Source organism: Pedobacter sp. (genome assembly GCF_965227205.1).
In the GTDB taxonomy this organism is placed as follows: Bacteria; Bacteroidota; Bacteroidia; order Sphingobacteriales; family Sphingobacteriaceae; genus Pedobacter.
Genome location: NZ_OZ245727.1, coordinates 1967267 through 1986239 on the forward strand (window position 1 = coordinate 1967267; position 18973 = coordinate 1986239).

Here is an 18973-nt window from a genome sequence, read left to right on the forward strand (position 1 = left end):
TTTTTTCGACGTGTTAATAACTATATCAAACGTTTGTTTTACTTCTTAAATTCCAAATCATAAGTTTGCATCAGCAATTTGAATGTTCTGAGTTTCGACCGGGCTTTGAATTGTTAAAAAAACAGAATACTCGATCGGTATCTAAGTAGCCAACAACGAAATTGTTGGCTATTTTGCTTCAACTACTTTTCATATATCTCAAGCGGTAAACCATCAGGATCGGTAAAAAAAGTAAACTTTTTATCAGTAAACTCATCAATCCGAAGAGGTTCTGTTATAATATTCTGCTTATTCAATCTTTCTATTTCTTGCTCCACATTATCTACTTCAAAAGCCAGGTGCCTTAAACCCAATGCTTCTGGCCTAGATGGCCTTTCAGGGGGATTTTTAAAAGAAAAAAGTTCTATCTGGTAATGTTCATTTATCGCTAAATCTAATTTATACGATTTTCGCTCCGCTCTGTAAAACTCATTTAAAACTTTAAAACCTAATTTGTTAACATAAAAATCCTTCGATTTTTCGTAATCAGAACAAATAATAGCAACATGATGAATGCGATTGAACATATAATTTTGACTTGATTTTACAATGCAAAAATGCAGAAAAAGTAGAGAATTAGTGAATGAACCAATTAGTGAATTAGAAAATGTAGCGAAGTCGAATATTCAATCCTTCAAAATCCAATCACTCAATTACTCACTAATTCAAAACTCAATCCTTCTATCATTAATAGTTCAATAACTCAAAATTCAATCAATCAAAATTCTAGCATTAAAATTAAAAAAGCTAAATTTGCAACTTCAAAAAAAAAGCATGATTCATTTCTTCTTAAATCAATCCGATACGGTTTTTGTTTTACAGACAGACCATCCCATATCTACAACTGATATTACAAAACTTGAATGGTTATTTGGCGACGCCAAACTACAAAATGAAACTGCGCTAAGCGGTTTTTTTGTTGGCCCAAGAGCTGCAATGATAACACCATGGAGTACAAATGCTGTAGAAATTACACAAAACATGGATATTCATGGGATTATAAGAATTGAAGAATTTAAGAAGGTTGAAGAAGATTTTTCTGGTTACGACCCGATGCTTTCTCAAAAGTACGATGCACTTAACCAGGATGTTTACACCATCGACATTAAACCTGAACCAATTTTAGAAATTACCGATATTGCTGCATTTAACAAGCAAGAAGGTTTATCTTTAAGTGATGATGAAGTAGATTATCTAACAAATCTTGCTACTAAATTAGAAAGACCTTTAACTGATTCTGAGGTTTTCGGTTTCTCTCAGGTAAATTCAGAGCATTGCCGACATAAAATATTCAATGGCAAATTTGTTATTGATGGAGAAGAAAAACCAACATCTCTTTTTAAATTAATCCGTAAAACATCAGAAGAAAATCCGAACGATATTGTTTCTGCATATAAAGATAACGTAGCGTTTATAAAAGGTCCGGTTGTACAACAATTTGCACCAAAACGAGCTGATGAACCTGATTATTACACAACAAGCGATTTTGAATCTGTAATTTCAATTAAAGCTGAAACACATAACTTCCCAACTACGGTAGAACCTTTTAACGGTGCTGCTACTGGTTCTGGTGGAGAAATCAGAGATAGACTAGCTGGTGGACAAGGTTCTTTGCCATTAGCCGGAACTGCGGTTTACATGACTGCACTTTCACGTTTGGAAGAAAACCGCGAATGGGAAAAAGGTGTTGAAGAAAGAGCTTGGCTCTACCAAACACCAATGGATATTTTGATTAAAGCTTCAAACGGTGCTACAGATTTTGGAAACAAATTCGGTCAGCCGCTTATTACAGGTTCTGTTTTAACTTTCGAACATGAGCACTTCGACAAGCTCAGCATGACAAGCCGTAAGTTAGGTTTTGACAAGGTAATTATGCTTGCGGGCGGTGTTGGCTATGGAAAAGCAAGCCAGGCTAAAAAACAAAAACCACAAGAAGGTGATAACATTGTAGTTTTAGGTGGCGAAAATTATAGAATTGGAATGGGCGGTGCAGCTGTTTCATCTGCAGATACCGGTGCATTTGGTACAGGTATTGAATTAAATGCTATCCAGCGTTCTAATCCTGAAATGCAGAAAAGGGCAGCCAATGCGGTGCGTGGAATGGTAGAAAGTGAGCACAACACCATCGTATCTATTCATGATCATGGTGCAGGCGGACATTTAAACTGCTTATCTGAACTAGTTGAAGAAACTGGTGGCTTAATTAATTTAGATAAACTTCCGGTAGGCGACCCTACCCTATCTGCAAAGGAAATTATCGGTAACGAATCTCAGGAAAGAATGGGATTGGTAATTGCTAATGAACATATCGAAACCTTACAAAAAATTGCCGATAGAGAACGTGCTCCAATGTACACTGTCGGTAAAGTTACAGGAGATCATCGTTTTACTTTCAAATCTGAAACTACAGGTGCTAAACCGATGGATTTCGAACTGAAAGATATGTTTGGAAGCTCGCCAAAGGTGGTGATGGAAGACAAAACCATCGACAGAAAATACGAAGAAATTAATTATCAAACTGATAAATTAAACGAGTACCTAAATAACGTTCTGCAATTAGAAGCTGTTGCTTGTAAAGATTGGTTAACCAATAAAGTAGATCGTTGTGTAGGTGGTCGTGTTGCAAAACAGCAAACCGCAGGACCATTACAGTTGCCTCTTAATAACTGCGGTGTAATGGCTTTAGATTTTCTTGGAAAAGAAGGTATCGCAACATCTGTTGGCCATGCTCCAATTTCTGCATTAATCGACCCGGCTGCCGGAAGTAGAAATGCAATTGCAGAATCGCTTTCAAATATTGTATGGGCTCCACTTAAAGATGGTTTAAAAAGCGTTTCGCTTTCTGCAAACTGGATGTGGGCTTGTAAAAATGAAGGTGAAGATGCGAGACTTTATGAAGCAGTTAAGGCTTGTTCTGATTTTGCAATTGATTTAGGAATCAACATCCCGACTGGAAAAGATTCTTTATCAATGAAGCAGAAGTATAAAGATGGCGATGTGATTGCTCCTGGTACTGTAATTATTTCGGCAGGTGGAAATTGCGATGATATTACAAAAGTAGTTGAGCCTGTTTTACAAAAAGATGGCGGTTCAATATATTACATTAATCTTTCTAACGATAGCTACAAACTTGGTGGTTCATCTTTCGCACAGATTTTAAATAAAGTTGGTACTGAAACGCCAGATGTTAAAGATGCTGCTGCTTTGAAGAATGCATTTAATACCATCCAACAGTTAATAAAAGAAGGTAAAATTAAAGCCGGACACGATATTGGTAGCGGTGGATTAATTACGACTTTGTTAGAAATGTGTTTTGCTGATAATGATTTAGCTGCAAGCATTAACTTATCTAGTTTAAAGGAAAGCGACTTAATTAAAGTTTTATTTGCTGAGAATATCGGTATAGTTTTTCAAGCAGATGCATCGGTAGAAGAAACATTAAACGCAAATGGTATTGAGTTTCACAATATCGGTGAGGTAGCAGATGGAAACATTTTACAGATTAATCATTCGAATACAGCATACAACTTTAACATTAGTGAGTTGCGTGACACTTGGTTTAAAACGTCTTACCTATTAGATAAAAAACAAAGTGGCGATGTTAAAGCTAAAGAGCGTTTCGAAAATTATAAAAACCAGGCTTTAAAATACAATTTCCCAACGCAGTTTGATGGTAAAAAACCTCAGATTGACAATAGCAAACCAAGACCAAAAGCGGCAATTATTCGTGAAAAGGGAAGTAATTCTGAGCGTGAGTTAGCTAACGCTATGTATTTAGCCGGATTTGATGTTAAAGACGTACACATGACCGATTTAATTACCGGACGTGAAACTTTAGAAGATATTCAGTTTATTGGTGCAGTTGGTGGTTTCTCAAATTCTGATGTTTTAGGTTCGGCAAAAGGTTGGGCAGGTGCTTTTATGTATAATGATAAAGCTAGAATTGCATTAGAAAAATTCTTCGGCAGAGAAGATACTTTATCCGTAGGTATCTGCAATGGTTGTCAATTATTTGTTGAGCTTGGTTTGATTAATAAAGACCATGCCGAAAAACCAAAAATGCTGCATAATGATAGTCACAAACACGAGAGTATCTTTACCTCTTTAACCATCGCAGAAAACAAATCGGTAATGCTTTCTACTTTAGAAGGCTCAACATTAGGTGTTTGGGTTTCGCATGGCGAAGGAAAATTCAGCTTACCATATACTGAGGACAAATATCAAATTGTGTCAAAGTATGCTTATGAAAGCTATCCGGCAAGCCCGAATGGTTCTGATTACAATACAGCCATGATGTGCGATGAAACTGGTCGCCATTTAGTAATGATGCCGCACATTGAACGTTCATTGTTCCAGTGGCATTGGGCAAATTATCCAGCAGACAGAAAAGACGAAGTTTCTCCATGGATGGAAGCATTTGTCAATGCTAGAAAATGGATAGAGAATAAATAAAATTACTAAGCCGCTTTAAAAAAGCGGCTTTTTTTTTGCAAAGAGTTAAGCAATTAGTCCTAAAGTATGTCATGTTGAGCTTGTCGAAACACTAAGTACTTCTACTAAAAAACGACTTGAGTAATGCTCAAGCCGTTTTCAATTTACCCAACCTCAATCTAAGAGCGTTAAAATATAATTATTTACCCACAACCCTATTCCATCTCACATCTTCCAAAACAACATCTTTCCTTACTTCTTTTCGCCATCCTTTGCCATATTTACCGTCAAGGTAATTCGCTACCACCTTATTATAATCTGCTATCGAAATAGATTCTGGCAAAACGCATCCAAACTGATAATATTTAATCTTGTACTTCTTTTCGAAAACCGCTTCCCCTTCATAATGTTTTGGCGCAAAGCCTCCCATAATCAGAAACTTTATTTTTCCTTTACCGATATCAGCTTGAGCAAGTTTAATGCTGTAAGATTTACTTGTATCAGAAGTTGTAACATCTGAAGCACTGAGCTCATTGGCAAAAAACAGACTAAGAATTACGAAGATTATGTTTTTCATAGGTAGCAATTTAGTTATTTATGGTGAAAGTTATCGGCAGGTTAAAACGAACACGAACCTCACGCCCTTTATTTTTACCTGGTTTCCATGCCGGAGATTTTTTAATCACTTTCAATGCCTCTTCATCGCAACCGAAACCAATACCTCTAACCAGGTTAACATTTGTGATAGAGCCATCTTTTTCAACTACAAAACTGATAAATACCTTCCCTTGCGCATTTGCTTCTTGTGCCTGATATGGATACCTCAAATTACGTTGAATGTATTTAGCCCAGGCTTTCATCCCACCTTCAAATTCCGGAAATTCATCAACACCAGAAACATCATTAATTTCATTTCCAGTAGGAGTTTCACCCTCGCCAACTTTACTACCATTTCCATTACCTTCAGTTGTATTGGTTGGTAAAACGATATTCGGATTAATATACCCATCCTGAGTAATGTTACTGATAACAGCATCTTTGGCATCGTCAATTGTAGGTGCAGGTTTTGCAATAGCATCATTAACTACAACAATTTTTGAAGGCATAGCAATGCTTTTCACTTTTACTGGTTCTTCCTTTTTAATTTCTTCCTTTTTAATTTCTTCCTTTTTCTCAGGCTTAGGTTCATCTATTTTAAAAATCTTATCGTCGGGGATGCTTACTACGGTACCCGTTTCCAAAACTTCAGCAGGATTTAACTTACTATAAATTAACGGCGATACACTTAAAAGTATAAATATGCCACCTGCTGCAAATAAAGATTTAGTTAAAATTGATGAATATTGTGCCCTTAATGCATAAGCACCATAATTTTTGTTTCTTCCAGAAAATACAAGATCGAGCCACTCGGTTCTGTAAATGTTAAATGATGAGTTGAACATAGTTTTTGAGTTTTAATAACATGATGTATGAAAATCATCAATTCCATAAAACTTTAAAAAATCGATATTATTTACAAAAAATGAAATTTTTAATCCTAAAAACATTTTTATATTTCATTTTCGATAAAATTCAGATATTTCTTGCAATTGTTTCATAAAAATTAATAAAATATACTATTTTTGACAAAAAACATAACAAATTAATGAAAAGCTTAAGAACCATCGCATTAAAAGAGGCTCAAAACAGAATTTCACCAGAAGTTAAATTACCATCATCAAAAATTTCTGACTTTTTTGGCGCTAATGTATTTGATAAGAAAAAAATGAGAGATTTCTTATCTAAAGACGTGTATGAAAAATTAATTTCATCTATCAATCAAGGTGAATTAATCAATTCTGACGACGCAAACCAGATTGCTACTGCTATGAAAGCTTGGGCAATGAGTGCTGGTGCAACGCATTATACACACTGGTTCCAGCCATTAACAGGTACAACTGCAGAGAAACACGATTCATTTTTTGAGCCAAGCGGCGATGGTGCTATCGAGAAATTTGCAGGTAGTGCATTAGTTCAACAAGAGCCTGATGCTTCAAGTTTCCCTAACGGAGGTATTCGTAATACTTTCGAAGCTCGTGGTTATACTGCGTGGGATCCATCATCTCCTGCATTCATTATGGAAAGCAAAGCGGGTAAAACACTTTGTATCCCTACAGTTTTTGTATCTTATACAGGCGAAGCCTTAGATTATAAAGCACCTTTATTAAAAGCATTAGCTGCATTAGATAAAGCTGCTGTTGATGTTTGTCAATATTTCGATAAAAGCATTACTAAAGTAAATGCATCTTTAGGTATTGAGCAAGAATATTTCCTTGTTGATGAATCTTTATTTAATGCTCGTCCGGATTTATTATTAACTGGTCGTGCTTTATTCGGACACATGTCTGCTAAAGGTCAGCAATTAGAAGATCATTATTTCGGTTCTATTCCTGAGCGTGTTTTCACTTACATGGTAGATTTTGAAAACGAAGCTTTAAAATTAGGTATTCCTTTAAAAACTCGTCACAATGAGGTTGCACCATCTCAATTTGAGTGTGCTCCTATTTATGAAGAAATCAACTTAGCTATCGATCACAATCAATTATTGATGGATTTGATGGAAAAAGTTGCTCGTCGTCACCACTTCCGTGTATTATTACACGAAAAACCATATGCAGGCATTAACGGTTCTGGTAAACACAATAACTGGAGCTTAATTACCGATACTGGTAAAAACTTATTGGCACCAGGTAAAACGCCTAAAAATAACTTGATGTTCTTAGCTTTCTTTGTAAACACAATTAAAGCGGTTAGCGAACATGCAGATTTATTACGTGCAAGTATTGCATCGGTAAGTAACGATCACCGTTTAGGTGCTAACGAAGCTCCACCGGCAATTATTTCAATCTTCTTAGGTTCTCAATTGAACGATGTATTAGACGAAATTGAACACTCACGTATCAGCAAAAAAATTAAAGAAGATAACGCACTTTGGTTAGGCATTCCTAAAATTCCACAAATTTTATTAGATAATACTGACCGTAACCGTACATCTCCTTTCGCTTTTACTGGTAATAAATTTGAGTTAAGAGCAGTTGGTTCATCAGCAAACTCTTCAGCACCAATGACTATCTTAAACGCTATCATGGCAGAGCAGTTAGTTAAATTTAAAGTTGAGGTTGATAAATTAATTAAGAAAGGTGATAAAAAAGACATCGCTTTATTAACTGTAATCAAAAAATACATCAAAGAATCTAAATCGATTCGTTTTGAAGGTAATGGTTATAGCCAGGAGTGGGAGGATGAAGCTGCAGCTCGTGGTTTATCAAACATCAAAACTACTCCTAAAGCTTTAGATGCTTATTTAACTGAAAAATCTGCAGATTTATTTGCTTCGACTAACATTTACAGCAAACGCGAAATTCATGCCCGCCATGAAATCATGTTAGAGAATTTCTACAAAAAATTACAAATCGAAGCTCGTGTAATGGGTGAAGTTGCAAACACTGCAATTATTCCTGCTGCAATTGCTTACCAAAATTCATTAATCGCTAACGTTAAAGGATTAAAAGAAATTGGTGTCGAAAGTAAATCATCATTAGAAATTGTTAAAAAATTATCTGAGCATTTAGATATTGTGAAAACTAATATCGATGCGATGTTAGAAGAACGTAAGGTGACTAACAAAATCGAAGATACTCGCGAGAAAGCGATTGCTTACGATGAAAAAGTAAAATCTTACTTCGATACCATTCGTTACCACGCTGATAAATTAGAACAAATTGTTGACGATAGCGTTTGGCCTTTACCAAAATTCAGAGAATTATTATTCTTGAAATAAATTTAAGCTGTAAGGCATAAGGTATAGGGCGTAAGGTAAAACTTTACGCCCTTTTTTAGGATCATGATTTTTAGGATTTTAAGATTCAAAGAAATTAGATTTTTACTTTTCACACTTTTCCCCCATTCTCTATTTTCCTTTTTACCGTCATTTTCTCTATTCTCTATTTCCAACTATCTATTCCCTACTACCCACTTTCCATCAAACATCTTCCATCTCTAAAAACCTTTGGCCTTTCAGCTTTAGTCTTTCAGCTTAAAAAGCTATCTTTGTGCCAACATGAGTGATAATAGGTACAATCAACGGGGTGTTTCTGCCTCAAAAGAAGATGTGCACAATGCCATCAAAAATATTGACAAAGGAATTTTCCCAAAAGCATTTTGCAAAATCATTCCTGATATTTTAGGAGCTGACGATGAATACTGTAACATTATGCATGCTGATGGAGCCGGAACAAAATCATCATTAGCTTATGTTTACTGGAAAGAAACCAACGATATTTCGGTATGGAAAGGCATTGCACAAGACGCCATCATAATGAACATTGATGATTTGATTTGTGTTGGCGCAACAGATAACATTCTTTTATCCTCAACAATTGGCCGCAATAAAAATTTAATTCCAGGCGAAGTACTTGCCGAAATTATTAACGGAACGGAAGAGATTTTAGCAGATTTACGCGAACAAGGAATTTCAATTTATTCTACCGGAGGCGAAACTGCCGATGTTGGTGATTTGGTTAGAACTATTATTGTTGATTCTACTGTAACTTGTCGTTTAAAGCGTGAAGACATTATTAGCAACGATAACATTAAATCAGGTGATGTTGTAGTCGGTTTAGCATCTTACGGACAAGCAACTTACGAAACAGAATACAACGGCGGAATGGGTTCGAACGGCTTAACTTCTGCCCGTCATGATGTTTTCGATAAATCAATAGCTAATAACTACCCTGAAAGTTTTGACCCTGCCGTTCCTTTCGATTTAGTTTTCTCTGGCAACAAAAAATTAACAGATGAGATTGAAGTGGAAGGTTATGGTAAAATTACAGCAGGAAAACTGGTACTATCTCCTACCCGCACTTACGCACCTGTTATAAAGAAAATTTTAGAACAACATAGAAGTAAAATTAATGGTATTGTACATTGCAGCGGTGGTGCACAAACTAAAGTTTTACATTTTGTTAATGATGATGTACATGTTATAAAAGATAACCTTTTCCCAGTGCCACCTTTATTTAAATTGATACAAGAAGAATCGGGCACGGATTGGAAAGAAATGTACAAGGTTTTTAATATGGGGCACAGAATGGAACTTTATGTACCACAAGAAATCGCTGAAGACATTATCGCAATATCAAAAAGCTTTAATATTGATGCACAAATTATCGGTCGTGTTGAGAAGAGCGATAAAAAACAGGTAACAATTGAAAGCGATAAAGGAACGTTTATCTACAATTAAAATAACATTTAAAAAATAAAGGTGCTTTGATTAAATTTAAAGCACCTTTATTTTTTTTAGAATAATCGATTTTAAAAATACCTAGGACTAAGCATCCTTACATTTTTTCTGTTGAAAAAATAGCTTATTGAAATTTCGTGTGTCCCACTACTATACCCTTGCAGAGGGCCAATCGAAAAATCGTATGCATAACCCAATCGTAAATTTTGAGTTGGCATTATTTGCAATGCAGCAACAGCTGAATTAATATTACTTAAATCTTTCTGCAGGTAGTTTTTATTGTAAAGTTTTACGCCCGTTCTATAAGAGCCACCAATCCAAAGCCTATCTGATAATATTAAAAAGGCATTTAAATCCAAACTTGTTGGACCACCTCGATCATCTTTTAATAAAAATGAAGGTTTTAATAAGATATCTGTGTTTAGTATTGGGACTATTGGCTGTTCCTATGATAAGTGTAAACTCACCATTTGGTGTGCCGTCATTGGGCCCTGAAGTAGTGCTCTCACCCACCCTTAACCAACCACTCGGCAATTGTTTAGGTGGTGCAGGTTGCCCTACAACCCCTTGATTTTGATTTAATTGAAATGTTATAGTCTGCCCTTCAATTAAGTTTCCTTCGGCAGGAAAAGTAAAAACACCAAAATTGGAAACCAATGCAGTTGCCACCACATTGCCATTTGTTCCAACTGCATTTACATAAAGTGTATTGGCCGTATTCCAAACTCCTCCGCCTGTACCGCCACCATCAATGGTTGCATTACCATTATTATCTCTATAAACGGTACCTGTTACACTTGGTTTAGTTTCTGATACTGAAAATGAAACACCAAAAGCATCTCCAGAGGCATCCTCTTCTGACCAATAATTAGTAGTATTGGTATTACCATCCCATCCGTCAAGAAAAACATCAAAACTAACCTTTGAAATATTTGTACCAACAATCCTAACCGATCCACTTCCATTAAAATCCATTACACTAAAATTATTAGACATAGAATTACCTGCAAGTGAAAAATTACTCGTTCCTGACTCCATTATTAAACTTATTGCTGAAGTGGCAATAGATTGTGAGACATTCAAATCTAAAGTGGTTGAATAATATAATGCTAAAACTCGTCCCCCTAATCCCGATACATGAATAATTGGATTAGTAACAGGACGGTTAAAAGTAACTTCCATACGGCCAACGTAAACTTTAGCTGTGGTATTCTGTACACCAATTGCCCGGGTAAAATTTCTGACCCCAAGAGCATAATTATCTGTGGTACTGATCCCTGTACCTGCAGTAGAATTAACACTTGTAAAAACATTATTAGTAGGACTACCATTCCATGCATTTGGTGTATAAATAGCATCTGCTGCAGTCCCAGTATGTCCCATTACAACACTTGCAGCCAGTGAAGCAACGGCATTAGCATTAGAAACATACTGTTGATTGGTAAATGTAATGGTTGCCGATAAAGCAGGACTATATGAAGCAAATGTATTACCCGAGGGATTATTAGTATTCTGTAAAAAATTGACGGTAGTACTTATAACAGGACCATTCCCCGTCGGATTGCCATCACCGGTAATTTTCGCAAACTCTAAAGTATTTTGGGCTAACGATTCAGTTGCACTAAAAAGCATTACCATCATTAAAATGCTAGAACAGCCTAATAAACAATTAACCTTTATTTTCTGAAATAAGCTGTTCATCATGGTACTTGAATTTTTAAAGTCAAATTTTACATGAGAAATACGAATAGCTACAACCTGAATACAGATTCTAATTCCCCAGATTCTTGGTTTACCAGATTTTATCAGAATTAATCTAAAATTGCATGATTACACAATAGCTAGTACCAACAGTTTATTGATTTCGATAGTTGTTTTATCAGACGATTCTAATTGATTTTTTTAAGGAGTTACTTCTAAAAATTAGTTAAAGCTTATACATATATTTTGTTCTGAAAACCCATTCATATGCCGTTGCAGTCTGATTGAATCGTTACCAAAAAATATGTCAAATAGGAAATGCTTATAACTAAACCTTGCTTATTTTGATAGCAGTTAATTAGAAAAAGTAAATTCGATTTAATAAATATTTAATAGGGTGATTGATTCATATAGCCAAACAGACTATACAACTTTTAGGAATAATCAAAAAGTAATCCAAATAAAATATCTGCTATCAAACGCCAAATTGATTGATTACAAGAAATTTACATATAGAATGTTTTCCCCAATAGGCAATAAAATACACGTAATGAGAAAATAATTCTACACTATAGAATTAGCAAATAACACAATAATCATCCAATTTTGAATGATTTTATGCCTTTGCTTTTTCATACCAGAATTTACCTCAGTAGATTAATATAGGTAGGGTAAATAAACTAATTATATATAATAGGTTTATTTTAATCAAACTGAGCAAAAGAAAGTACTGTAATCTAATAAATCATATTACAATTATTAAACCACATTTACTTCAAATATCTTTTAAACAAAAAAAGCTTCCCGAATTAACGGGAAGCTTTGATATTATTTGTAACTAAATTTCTTAGTTAAAGTTGTAACGTACACCAAATTGCATGTAGTAAGTAGATGAAATTGTTTGTGAAGTACCAAACGTTTCTCTTACGATGTCACCAGATGCAGTTGCAACTCTATATGTTGGTCTTGTAGTTGCATTAATTGCACTAACATTCTGAGGAACCAAAATCTGAGCATTGTTAACGAAGTTTACATTACCCCAGTTACGGTTCAATAAATTACCAACGTTAAAAATATCTACAGTAAATTGGAAAGAGTTTTTAGACTTACCAAAATCTTTGAAAACTTCCTGCGTTAATCTGAAATCGAATTGGTTTCTCCAAGGAGATACACCACCATTACGTTCAGCAACTTTACCTCTGTTTTTACTTAAATATTTATCCTGAGCAATATATGCTTCGAAAATGTCTGCTTGTTCTTGCGCACTATATGCTCTTGAATAATTTGCAGTATTTGCAGGAATTGCAACAAATGAAGCAGCAGTTAACTCACCAGCATTAGGAATATAAATTAAGTCGTTTCCTGATACACCATCACGGTTAAAGTCACCATTGTAAGCATATGAGAACCTACCTTGCTGAGCACCTTCATAGAATAAAGAGAATGAAGTAGCTAAGTTACCAAAGTATGCTTTCTTGTAAGAAACGTTAGCAACAATTCTATCTGGATTTAAGTTACTTGAATAACTTAAAGTTGGAATGTTTGCATTATTCTGAGTTTGTGGAGCATTCCATAAACCAGCTAATTGGTCACCACTTTGATCACCGTAGTTACGTTGGTCAGAGCGTGTGTAAGCAATCATTGCCGAAATACCATTGCTGAATTGTTTTGTTAATTGAGCAGTAGCCATCCAGTTGTAACCACCTTTAACATTTTCCATTTGGATAGTATTAAAACCTGTTACAGTACCGTTTGCACCACCGCTTGGTGTTCCGTTTGCTACTGGTAAACCAGCTGCGTTAATTGGATTAATATATTTATCTGAGTTACTTACTGGATAAAATAATCTACCATCTGGGTAACCTGTAATTTGAATAGTTGGATTTACTAAGTTTAGGTTTTTAGCAACTGCAACATTTAAATCACGACCATAAATACCTTCTAAAGTACCAACGATACCACCTGGTAATTTAACATCAAATGCTAAACTTGATTTCCAGGTTTGAGGGAACTTAAGGTTTGGAGCCATTACACTAATACCAGCTGAAGGAATTGAAGTTCCGGCTGCAGGAGCAGCAGTTGATAATTGCGGTGCAATTGAAGGATTGAAAAATGGAGCTGCGTTACCAGTATAACTTTGAGTATATTGAATTAAACCTGCATCACCTGATTGAGAAACAATCCATACGAATGGGATACGACCGGTAAAGATACCAGAACCACCACGTACTTGGAATGAACGGTCACCCATTACATCCCAGTTAAAACCGAAACGAGGAGAGAAAGAAACTTTGTTTTCTGGTAAAACACCAGTATCAACTCTTTGTCCGCCGAAATTTAAACCAGCCACCAATGGATGTGTTCTAACTTCTGTGATATCTGGATAAGTAGCTTGTTCTACACGTAAACCAGCAGTTAATTTTAAACGATCAGTTACAGTAAACTCATCTTGTAAATATGCTGAATACTGATTGAATTTAAAGCTAGGATAAGCCTGAGAACCATCGGCTGTTAACGGATAAGTAACAGTGTACTGAAGTGGTCTTTGATTTGTAATGAAATCATTCCATGTTCTGAAAGTGTAGAAACCTGTACCAAAACGTTGGAAACCGTTTTTAGTAGTACTGAATTCAGCCTGAACACCTAAAGTTAAGTTGTGTTTACCTAAAGCTAAACTTAAGTCATCACTGTAAGTATAGGTAGAAACATCTCTTAAGTTACCATAAGAAAATGGCTCATAACCAAAAGTTGTTAATACACTACCAAAGTTATTACCTGTTGGAACGCCATCCAAAATATCAACTAATGGGAAAGGATTTCCGTCAGTGGTACGAGGGTCATTCTGGTGAGAATAAGTAGCTCTTAAAACATTTGTTACTTTACTACCAAAGTTTGAGTTTAACTCAGCAACACCAGAGTAAAGGTTAGCTGCTTGATAATAATTTGAATTGAAGAAAGGTAAACCAGCAGTTCTTGCTGAACCAGATCTTACGTTTGCGTATGCAAAACCAGTTATAGATCCGATTGGTGAACCACCAGTAGATGTACTTGCAGAAGAAGGTGACTTACTTTCTACTTGGTTATAACGAACACTGAAACGGTGATTTTTGTTAATGTTCCAGTCCAAACGGGCAAACATTTTCTCATTATCACTTCTGTTTTGGTAGCCTTGATAAGGACCTGTAGAATAGTTATAAGTGTTCAATAAATATGAACTTACTTGATTTAAAAAGGTTTCAGATGCCTGAACAACGTTTGGATTAGCTATTGAGTATGGATTTCCTGGAGTAGCAGCAATTCTTTGTGTACCTGGAGCAATCGTTAATTTCTTCTCATAGTTAACAAAGAAGAATAATTTGTCTTTAATAATCGGACCACCTAAGCTGAAACCATAGTTTTTCTCATCCAATTTTTGAAGAGCTCCAAGTCTGAAATCACCGATTCTTTTTCCTTGTTGCTCTTCACCACGCATCGTGTAGAAAGCATTACCAGAAAAAGTATTTGTTCCTGAACGAGTAACCGCACTTACAGAACCACCAGTAAAACCAGTCTGACGAGCATCATAAGGCGTTACATTGATAGAGATTTGCTCTAACGCATCAATTGAAATTGGAGAACCACCAGCAGGGATGTTACCACCAATACCGAATTGATTGTTAAAGTTAGCACCATCTACAGTAAAGTTGTTCGAACGGTAGTTACCACCACCAATTGAAGTACCATTAGCCTGAGGTGTTAAACGAGTTAAATCGTTTACACTACGTGTAATAGTTGGCAAACTTTGAATTTGTGCTTTGTTAATAACAGTTGAAGTTCCGTTTTTATTCGAATTTAAAATTGTACTTGTACCAGTACCAACAATTTTTACTTCAGCTAAAGTAGAGCTGTTATCTACCATTGTAGTATTCACTACATAAGGCTCACCTAATTTTAAGTAAACTTCTGTTTGTTTTGCAGGGTTGTAACCAACAAAACTAATTTCAATGGTATAAGGTCCACCAACACGCATACCGCCAATCGTAAAACGACCGTCGTTATTTGTTGATACACTGTAAACCGTTCCTGTAGGAGTATGCGTAGCTTTTACACTAGCACCAGGCAGAGCGCCCTGATTATCCTTAATTGTTCCTGTCATTGACGATGTGGTTACCTGTGCTTGTGCACCTAAAGTAATACCCACAAAAGCCACAACAACGAGTACTAATCTTAGAAGTAAAGATTTCTTCATACTTTGTTTTTTTAATTTGTTTTTTGTTGAATAATAAATCGGGGAAAGATTTTATGCCGCAAATGTAATTATTAATTTTTAACACATTTTAACATCCAATGTTAAATTATTATTAATTATCTCAAAACTTTTCAACAATTAACATATGCTTTTCACATTTAACTTTCACTTTATCAATAACTTGATGCCATACAAATGTATTTGATAAAAAAAGCAGTTTTAAATAATGGTAATTAGGCCATTATAAACTTATTGTAACGAATTTTTCAATTATCGTTTATTAACAAACATTTTTTTAGTTTTGGCAAATAATAAAGGTGATAGGTATTCGGATAATCCATATTTTTGAAAGGATTGTATAATAAGCTCTTTTCTTAAGATTACCTTTAATTACAAAACATTTAAAAGAAATCTCTTTAAAATAGATATGAACCATCCATAATTAGAAACTACTTTTAATTATGGTAAGCTCCATCTGACAGATAAAAGAAAAATAAAAAGAAACAGATGAATTACGACGTTATTGTTTTAGGCAGCGGCCCAGGTGGTTATGTAGCTGCAATCAGAGCTTCTCAATTAGGAATGAAAGTTGCAATTGTTGAGCGTGAATCTTTAGGTGGTATTTGTTTAAACTGGGGCTGTATCCCAACAAAAGCGCTTTTAAAAAGTGCGCAGGTTTTCGAATATATTAACCATGCAGCTGATTACGGAATTACAACAGCAGGAGCTACAGCCGATTTTGCTGCAGTAGTAAAACGTAGCCGTGGTGTTGCTGATGGCATGAGCAAAGGCGTTCAGTTCTTAATGAAAAAGAACAAAATTGATGTTATTATGGGTACTGGTAAAGTAAAACCTGGTAACAAATTAGAAGTTAAAGGTGCTGATGGTTCTCAAAAAGAATTAACAGCTAAAAATATCATCATCGCTACAGGTGCTCGTTCAAGAGAATTACCTAACTTAAAACAAGACGGCAAGAAAATTATCGGTTATCGCCAGGCGATGGTTTTACCTGAATTACCAAAAAGCATGGTAGTTGTAGGTTCTGGAGCCATTGGTGTTGAATTTGCATATTTCTATGCAACAATGGGAACTAAAGTTACGATTGTTGAATTTATGGAAAATGTAGTTCCGGTTGAAGATGAAGATGTATCGAAACAATTGTTACGTAGCTTGAAAAAAGTAGGTATCGATGTAATGACTTCTGCTTCTGTAGAGTCAGTTGATACAAGCGGTTCAGGTTGCAAAGTTTCTGTTAAAACAGCTTCAGGTATGCAAACCATCGAAGCTGATATCGTATTATCTGCAGCTGGTATTGTTGCCAACATCGAAAACATTGGTTTAGAAGAAACAGGCATCAAAACTGAAAAAGGTAAAATCGTTACGGATGAATTTTACAACACGTCTGTAAAAGGATATTATGCAATCGGTGATGTAGTAGGCGGACAAGCGCTAGCTCACGTTGCATCTGCAGAAGGTATTATCTGCGTAGAAAAAATTGCTGGTCAGCATGTTGAAGCATTAGATTATAACAACATTCCGGGATGTACTTATTGTACACCAGAAATTGCTTCAGTAGGTTATACTGAAAAAGCAGCAAAAGCAGCAGGTTACGAAATGAAAATTGGTAAATTCCCTTTCTCAGCATCAGGTAAAGCAAGTGCAGCTGGTGCAAAAGATGGTTTCATTAAGTTAATTTTCGATGCTAAATACGGTGAATTATTAGGCGCACACATGATTGGCGCTAATGTTACCGAAATGATTGCAGAAATCGTTGTAGCTCGTAAATTAGAAACTACAGGACATGAGATGATTAAATCTGTTCACCCTCACCCAACTATGAGCGAAGCAATTATGGAAGCCGCTGCTGATGCTTACGGAGAAGTAATACATTTATAGAATTATATTATTAATAATATTAAAAGGGAGTTCTTTTTGAGCTCCCTTTTTTTGTTCTAACTGTAATCACATTAATAGTGATATTGTAAAAAAAATCCTCCCCCTGCCTCCCGAATAGTCGGGACAGGCTCCTCAAAAGTGGGATAGCATGGCGCATATTGCCTGTTGCAAAACTTAATTGGTACAGTTTAAATTGCCAATCGCTATTTCCACCCTGCTATCCGGCATAGCAGATTTTCGCTGAATTAAGCATTGAAATTTGTGCACTAACATTCAATTTCCGAAGAACAAGAGGATATGCAGCATGCGAAGGATTTGCGCAAGGGAGGCCTCATATCATCGCCATTAAAATTTCGATAGCTAAATTCAAGAAAAGATGCAAGCCTTGGGTTTTTGTTTCTTTTGGGCTAAGCCAAAAGAAAATGACCTTCGGCGGATAGCCGAGAAACACCAGTAGAAAAGATATTAGTTACAAACCGCCCCCAACCCCTCCTTGAAAATAAGGAGGGGATTTTGCCCCTCAAAGTTAAAAATCCTCCCCTTGCCTCCAGAATAGTCGGGACAGGCTCCTCCAAAGGGGGATAGCGTGACGCAAATTGCCTGTTCCAAAACTTAATTGGTAGCAATTTGAATTGCCAATCGCTCTTTCTACCCTGCAATCCGGCATAGGAAATGATGGAAGGATAAAACGTTAAAGCTTTTGCAGAAACTTTCAAATACCACAGAGCCAAGGCAACGCGTTATGCCCGATTCTTCATCGGGTACATGTGTTGCCTTAATCAAAGCTTTGACGAATTTATCCGACAGCAGTTCCAAGCCTTGATTTTTTGTTTCTTTTGTATCAAGACAAAAGAAAAAGTCCTTCGGCGGCTAGCCGAGAAATTAAGCAAATCAATTATTGACAATATAAAGCATAGATTGCTTCGTACCTCGCAATGACGAAAGAAGGTCATCCATTAAAACATTTAGCTCTTTTATCTGTTCGATTATTAACTAACAAAATTTTCATTAAAAAATAAGGAGCACGTTATGCATTGGATTTTACTCATTATTGCCGGACTTTTCGAGGTTGGATTTACCACATCATTAAAATTATCAGAAGGATTTACAAATTGGAAATGGGCAACAGGCTTTGTGGTTTGCGTTATCATTAGTTTTGTTTTTTTAACAAAAGCGATAGAACAAATTCCACTGGGAACAGCTTATGCAATCTGGTCGGGTATTGGCGCAGTTGGAACGGTATTAGTCGGTATACTATATTTTAAAGAAGACGCTAATTTCTGGCGAATTTTCTTTATCGGATTACTTATTTTATCTATTGTTGGTTTAAAAATGGTTACACCAGATAAATCGGCTTAACAATACAATTTTGTCCATCGCTTAAAACATTCTAAATT

At 35.6% G+C, this 18973-nt stretch carries 11 protein-coding genes; 5 read left to right on the forward strand and 6 right to left on the reverse strand.

What is annotated here, in order from left to right; genetic code table 11:
- Positions 1-182 precede the first annotated feature (182 nt).
- Positions 183-566, reverse strand: coding sequence for a VOC family protein (locus ACO05K_RS08490; protein ID WP_421944013.1), 384 nt, complete (start codon positions 564-566; stop codon positions 183-185).
- 196 nt (positions 567-762) lie between these two features.
- Between ACO05K_RS08490 and purL the strand changes: the two genes are divergently transcribed.
- Complete coding sequence (gene purL, locus ACO05K_RS08495; protein ID WP_421946286.1) at positions 763-4491, forward strand: phosphoribosylformylglycinamidine synthase; 3729 nt, start codon at positions 763-765, stop codon at positions 4489-4491.
- 178 nt (positions 4492-4669) lie between these two features.
- On the opposite strand, the gene ACO05K_RS08500 is transcribed toward purL, so the two are convergent.
- Positions 4670-5047 carry a hypothetical protein gene (locus tag ACO05K_RS08500; RefSeq protein ID WP_421944014.1) on the reverse strand — a complete coding sequence of 126 codons (378 nt, stop codon included), beginning with the start codon at positions 5045-5047 and terminating at the stop codon, positions 4670-4672.
- 10 nt (positions 5048-5057) lie between these two features.
- Positions 5058-5912, reverse strand: a complete 855-nt coding sequence (locus tag ACO05K_RS08505; RefSeq protein ID WP_421944015.1) for an energy transducer TonB — start codon at positions 5910-5912, stop codon at positions 5058-5060.
- Positions 5913-6115: 203 nt separating this feature from the next.
- Here ACO05K_RS08505 and ACO05K_RS08510 point away from each other — a divergent pair, with 203 nt between their 5' ends.
- Both ACO05K_RS08510 and ACO05K_RS08515 read left to right on the forward strand, forming a co-directional pair.
- The gene (locus tag ACO05K_RS08510) at positions 6116-8290 is read left to right on the forward strand and encodes a glutamine synthetase III (protein WP_421944016.1); all 2175 of its coding nucleotides are present in this window, start codon (positions 6116-6118) and stop codon (positions 8288-8290) included.
- Between the two features lie 279 nt (positions 8291-8569).
- Positions 8570-9751: an AIR synthase related protein gene (locus ACO05K_RS08515; protein WP_421944017.1), complete on the forward strand. Its 1182-nt coding sequence runs from the start codon at positions 8570-8572 to the stop codon at positions 9749-9751.
- 71 nt (positions 9752-9822) lie between these two features.
- On the opposite strand, the gene ACO05K_RS08520 is transcribed toward ACO05K_RS08515, so the two are convergent.
- The 3 genes from ACO05K_RS08520 to ACO05K_RS08530 form a co-directional block, all read right to left on the reverse strand.
- Positions 9823-10188 (reverse strand): type IX secretion system membrane protein PorP/SprF, encoded by a 366-nt coding sequence (locus ACO05K_RS08520; RefSeq protein ID WP_421946287.1) that lies wholly within the window; start codon positions 10186-10188, stop codon positions 9823-9825.
- Positions 10130-11455: a hypothetical protein gene (locus ACO05K_RS08525; RefSeq protein WP_421944018.1), complete on the reverse strand. Its 1326-nt coding sequence runs from the start codon at positions 11453-11455 to the stop codon at positions 10130-10132. Before ACO05K_RS08525 ends, ACO05K_RS08520 begins: the two co-directional genes overlap by 59 nt.
- Positions 11456-12299: 844 nt before the next feature.
- Positions 12300-15680 carry a TonB-dependent receptor gene (locus ACO05K_RS08530; protein ID WP_421944019.1) on the reverse strand — a complete coding sequence of 1127 codons (3381 nt, stop codon included), beginning with the start codon at positions 15678-15680 and terminating at the stop codon, positions 12300-12302.
- A 507-nt stretch (positions 15681-16187) separates the two neighbouring features.
- Between ACO05K_RS08530 and lpdA the strand changes: the two genes are divergently transcribed.
- Together lpdA and ACO05K_RS08540 are read left to right on the forward strand one after the other, a co-directional pair.
- Positions 16188-17576, forward strand: coding sequence for a dihydrolipoyl dehydrogenase (lpdA, locus tag ACO05K_RS08535; RefSeq protein WP_421944020.1), 1389 nt, complete (start codon positions 16188-16190; stop codon positions 17574-17576).
- A 1029-nt stretch (positions 17577-18605) separates the two neighbouring features.
- On the forward strand, positions 18606-18935 hold the full coding sequence (locus ACO05K_RS08540; protein ID WP_290242773.1) for a DMT family transporter: 330 nt from the start codon (positions 18606-18608) through the stop codon (positions 18933-18935).
- Positions 18936-18973 lie beyond the last annotated feature (38 nt).

Bases quoted from the DNA above. Each gene is read 5' to 3' on its own strand.
- ACO05K_RS08505 (WP_421944015.1), bottom strand. From the start codon at position 5,912: ATGTTCAACTCATCATTTAACATTTACAGAACCGAGTGGCTCGATCTT.
- ACO05K_RS08525 (WP_421944018.1), bottom strand. From the start codon at position 11,455: ATGATGAACAGCTTATTTCAGAAAATAAAGGTTAATTGTTTATTAGGC.
- ACO05K_RS08515 (WP_421944017.1), top strand. From the start codon at position 8,570: ATGAGTGATAATAGGTACAATCAACGGGGTGTTTCTGCCTCAAAAGAA.
- ACO05K_RS08530 (WP_421944019.1), bottom strand. From the start codon at position 15,680: ATGAAGAAATCTTTACTTCTAAGATTAGTACTCGTTGTTGTGGCTTTT.
- ACO05K_RS08500 (WP_421944014.1), bottom strand. From the start codon at position 5,047: ATGAAAAACATAATCTTCGTAATTCTTAGTCTGTTTTTTGCCAATGAG.
- ACO05K_RS08490 (WP_421944013.1), bottom strand. From the start codon at position 566: ATGTTCAATCGCATTCATCATGTTGCTATTATTTGTTCTGATTACGAA.
- ACO05K_RS08540 (WP_290242773.1), top strand. From the start codon at position 18,606: ATGCATTGGATTTTACTCATTATTGCCGGACTTTTCGAGGTTGGATTT.
- ACO05K_RS08510 (WP_421944016.1), top strand. From the start codon at position 6,116: ATGAAAAGCTTAAGAACCATCGCATTAAAAGAGGCTCAAAACAGAATT.
- lpdA (WP_421944020.1), top strand. From the start codon at position 16,188: ATGAATTACGACGTTATTGTTTTAGGCAGCGGCCCAGGTGGTTATGTA.